At 61.4% G+C, this 4,382-nt stretch carries 4 protein-coding genes; 2 read left to right on the plus strand and 2 right to left on the minus strand.

Annotation, left to right across the window (positions count from 1 at the left end; all coding sequences use genetic code 11):
- On the plus strand, positions 1-232 hold a 232-nt coding region (locus VMU57_RS11160), incomplete at its 5' end, for a TIGR03435 family protein (RefSeq protein ID WP_325383369.1).
- A 481-nt stretch (positions 233-713) separates the two neighbouring features.
- Here VMU57_RS11160 and ruvB read toward each other — a convergent pair.
- A complete protein-coding gene (ruvB, locus tag VMU57_RS11165) occupies positions 714-1,745 on the minus strand; it encodes a Holliday junction branch migration DNA helicase RuvB (protein WP_325383370.1) in 1,032 nt (343 codons plus the stop codon).
- 80 nt (positions 1,746-1,825) lie between these two features.
- Positions 1,826-3,172, minus strand: coding sequence for a glycoside hydrolase family 27 protein (locus VMU57_RS11170; RefSeq protein ID WP_325383371.1), 1,347 nt, complete (start codon positions 3,170-3,172; stop codon positions 1,826-1,828).
- 218 nt (positions 3,173-3,390) lie between these two features.
- Between VMU57_RS11170 and VMU57_RS11175 the strand changes: the two genes are divergently transcribed.
- A complete protein-coding gene (locus VMU57_RS11175) occupies positions 3,391-4,161 on the plus strand; it encodes a TrmJ/YjtD family RNA methyltransferase (protein WP_325383372.1) in 771 nt (256 codons plus the stop codon).
- Positions 4,162-4,382 lie beyond the last annotated feature (221 nt).

The following is a 4,382-nucleotide window of genomic DNA, read 5'->3' on the forward strand; positions in this document are numbered from 1 at the left end:
GGTCGCGGGCCTACTGGGAATCCCCGCGGGCGGCCCGGTGGTCGATCGAACAGGGCTGAAAGGCTTCTACGATCTTTCGTTGCACTTTGCTCCAGTGGACGCGAAGGATTCCGACTTGCCGGACTTCTTCACGGCTGTCGAAGAGCAACTGGGACTGAAGCTCAAGCCGGCAAAGGTGCCAGCAAAATTTCTAGTCGTCGATTCTGTGGATCCGAAACCGGCATTGGACTAATAAGATTGGCAGTTTGCCTTGTTGTCAGCAATCCATCGATAACGGAAAGCGATAGCCTTTAGTGCATCAGGTGTTAATGATTCTGGATCGATTGTCGGCCAACAGGAAGTAGGCGGCTCAGTTCGACCTTGGGTTCATAACCCAAATGTCGTGTGCAAATCCAGCATTGGCGGCCACAGGCAATGCACTCATTGAACTAGGTGCCGCTGATCTAGGCTTATTGATAGCGACAAACTTCCCTGTGTTGCTTTCTCAACATGGAACCCCCTGTTTACCACACTCCCGGCCCCAAAACCCTTGACACCCCGGCTACAATTAAATCAGAGAGAAAGCAGGAGACCCGGCACGCCGCCGGGTCTTTTCCTTTAACCGGTCCAGACCGAAGACCGGACTTAAGTACTTTCTTTCGAAGACTTTGGGACTAAAGTACGGGAGGGGGGGTATACCCCCGCAAGTCGAACGCCGGAAGGTGACGCCTGGGCTAAAACAGGCTCAGCTTGCGAGGCATCTCGATGCCCAGATGCTCGTAGGCCAGCCGCGTGGCGACGCGTCCGCGCGGAGTGCGGTCGAGAAAGCCGATCTGAATCAGGAAGGGCTCGTAGACCTCTTCGAGCGCGTCCTGCTCCTCGGCCAGCGCGGCAGCCAGCGTGTTCAGGCCGACCGGGCCGCCATCGTACTTCTCGATGATCGTTCTGAGCAGCCGCCGGTCGAGCTCGTCGAAGCCGTGGGCGTCGACCTCCAGCATGGTCAGCGCGGCCTGCGCCACGGGACGGTCGATCACGCCCTGCGCGCGCACCTGTGCGTAGTCGCGGACGCGGCGCAGGAGACGGTTGGCAATGCGCGGTGTGCCCCGCGAGCGCATGGCGATCTCGGCCGCGCCGTCGCGGTCGATGGGAACGCCCATCACCTCGGCGCTGCGCTCGACGACGAACCTCAGCTCGTCGTCGGTGTAGAACTCCAGCCGCAGCAGAATGCCGAAGCGTGACCGCAGCGGAGATGAGAGCAGCCCCGGCCTTGTCGTCGCTGCGACGAAAGTGAAGGGCTTGATGTCCATGACGTGCGTACGTGCCGCCGGGCCCTGACCGATCATGATGTCGAGCTTGTAGTCTTCGAGCGCGGTGTAGAGTTTTTCTTCGAGCACCGGCTGCAGACGATGAATCTCGTCGAGAAAGAGCACCTGCCGCTCGCGCAGGTTGGTCAGGATCGCGGTCAGGTCGCCCTGGATCTGCAACGCCGGGCCGGAGGTCTGCTGATAGCCCACCTCAAGCTCGTTGGCGATGATGGTGGCGAGCGTCGTTTTGCCCAGCCCCGGAGGCCCGAAGAGCAGCACATGGTCCAGCGCCTCGCCGCGCGACTTCGCCGCTTCGAGCGCAATCGCCAACTGCTCCTTGGCCTTCTCCTGCCCGACGAACTCGCGCAGGCGCGTGGGCCGCAGCTTCAGCTCGAAGGCCGCGTCTTCGTCGATACGCCCAGCCGAGACCAGCCGCTCGGCCTCGGAAGATCCCTGATTCAAATCCACCTTCGACTTGTTCTTCGCAATATCCACTAAGGGCGATGGTAAGGCGAACACTGCCGCGACGCAAACAGGAAATGCTACCGCCGCAGCGCCAGCAGTAAAACACCGTGCGGAGCGATCGTGTTTTCGACTGACGCCATTTTGCCCATGTCTTTATCTCCCCAGACATCGCGCACCGCATACTTCCCGCGCGCCAGCCCATACTTCGCAAATCCAGACTTCACCACAGAGGACAAATCCCCTACATTGAACAGCGCCAGATACTCCGCGCCGCCAACGTGAGAGGTCCACGCGACGATGTTGCCGTCCTGCCCCACGAGTCGCTGGCCGTGGCCCCGCTGGTCCATCGCTACCACCGCAGGGTTCGTCACCAGCGCCTGAGTCCAATCATCCAGCTCGGTCAGGTTGCCGCCGAAGAACAGCGGCGACCGCGCAATCGACCACAGCGTCACCAGAGTGCGCTGCTCGTCCTGAGTCAGCCGCGTCGCGCGCGGCTTGCCGTCGCCCGGTATGGGCTCGAGCCTGCCCAGCGGAAGCATGTCCGCGTCCGGCCAGTTGCCGGGCTTCACGGACTTTGCCCAGCTCGCAATGACGGCGAACTGGTCCTTCACGTTCTGCGACCACTCCTTGTTCTTCTCCCAGTGGTCCCACACGTCATTGGAGATGCGCCAGAGCTGCGCGTTCTGGCCCAGCTCTACTGCTTCCGACAGCGGCGCGGGGCCGGGCGAGAGGCTTAGCACGATGGGCCGTCCCGTCTTTGCAATCGCATGGTGGATCATGCGAATCTCGTCGCCTTTGTACGGATGCGAGGCGATGCAATCGACCTTGACGTAGTCCACGCCCCAGCCTGCATACTGCTTCATCAGAGCGTCGTACCAGGCCTGGCCCGCGGCGTTGTCCTTCACGCCGAAGTTGTCGGGATTCCACGGGCACTTGTCGGTGGTATCCGCCGCGTCGCTGGCGTGGAATGTGCTGTCGGCAATCGGCATATTTCCAGCCACGGCCTTCTTCGTGATGCCGCGAATGATGTGGATGCCGAACTTCAGTCCCTGCGCGTGGACGGAGTCGGCGATCGGCTTGAATCCCGCATCTCCCTTCGCCGTAGCAAAGCGGTCGAGCGCAGGCTGGTAGCGCCCGTTCGCGTCGATGCGATACTGTAGCGTCTCGGGCTTGGAGGCATCCTGCGGATTCGCCAGATACCATCCCTCATCGACCACCGCATACTGATAGCCCGCGGGTTTCAGCCGCTTGGCTAGCGCGTCTACATTTGCGCGAAACTGCGACTCGTTGACGGTCAGGCCGTAGGAGTCCCAGCTATTCCACCCCATCGGCGGCGTCGGAGCCAGCATCTTCTGTTGCGCTACCGTCTGCATTCCAACGGCGAGCACCGCCGCACCCACACTCCACCACAAGCCCTTCAACATATCCGTGCGCCTCCGTTTAAGGATGCGCCCACTATACCCAAACCGCGGGCTTTGCGTCTGGCAAAATTGCTCGCCCGCAGGCACAGCATCCACAGGCCCGCGCGGCGGGTGGACATGAGGAGCATTGCTCAGCAGTAGTCTGGTGATGAAGTGAAACGGCCGGCGCTGCGCTGGCTGTTTTGCGTTTGGACTCCCGGCAGGGTGAGGTTCCACCTAAAATGATGGGAGTGCTGAGCCAGCGACAACTCGATCAGGTATGCGTGGTGCTGGTGCGCGCGCGCAACCCCGGCAATATTGGTGCGGTGGCGCGGGCGATGCATGACTTCGGGTTTCGGCATCTGCGCGTGGTGAATGAGTACGCTGTGCCGTTTGCCACGGCTCGTTCCGCTGTGGATGCTTCAGAGGTGTTGGCCGGAGCGATGGAGTTTGGCAGCGTTGCCGAGGCGGTAGCCGATTGCACGTTAGTTGTGGGTACGACCGCTGTGGGCGAGCGGGCGTTGCTGCATCCGCTCCATGCTTTGCCAGAGGCTGCTGCTCAGATTGGGGATGCGCTGACCCAGGCGGGGCGGGTGGCGCTGCTGTTCGGCTCGGAGAAGACGGGGCTGAGCAATGATGAGCTGAGCCACTGCCACTGGCTGTTGACGATCCCGATGAAAGAGCATGAGGAGGTACGGCATCCGTCGATGAACCTTGGGCAGGCGGTTGCCGTGTGCTTGTACGAACTGGTGCGCGAGACGGGAGTGCATGCCGGGGTGGGCGTTGCGGCCAAGGCTGAGGCGGGAGAAGTGGAACGTCTGACGATGTTGCTGACCGAGGTGCTGGAGCAGACAGGCTATACGCGCAGGCATCCGGCAAATTGCGATGAGCAACAAGTACGGCGGCTGATCGTGCGCATGGGAGTTTCGGCGAGCGATGTGCCGGTGTGGATGGGAATTCTGCGGCAGGTGTTGTGGAAGATGCGCGGTGCCGGGGCACAAGCCGATTTGTAGGGATGTGGCCGCTACAAATTTTGTTTCCGGACCTCCGCCAGTCCGCGGCTCTGAGTCGACTAGAGCGTTGAACCATCGCAGCCCAGCCGTCGAGTTTAGACAGCGACCCTGTGAAGCCACCCGTAGGAGTTACGCTCGATTCCGCGCTGAATGTTTGTCAGGCGCTCGTACAAACTCCCGGTTACCGGACCTGCGTCACCGCCACCGATCTTAAATTCTCC

The sequence above is a fragment of the Edaphobacter sp. genome (genome assembly GCF_035532915.1).
Classification (GTDB): domain Bacteria; phylum Acidobacteriota; class Terriglobia; order Terriglobales; family Acidobacteriaceae; genus Edaphobacter.

Bases quoted from the DNA above. Each gene is read 5' to 3' on its own strand.
- VMU57_RS11170 (WP_325383371.1), bottom strand. From the start codon at position 3,172: ATGTTGAAGGGCTTGTGGTGGAGTGTGGGTGCGGCGGTGCTCGCCGTT.
- VMU57_RS11175 (WP_325383372.1), top strand. From the start codon at position 3,391: ATGATGGGAGTGCTGAGCCAGCGACAACTCGATCAGGTATGCGTGGTG.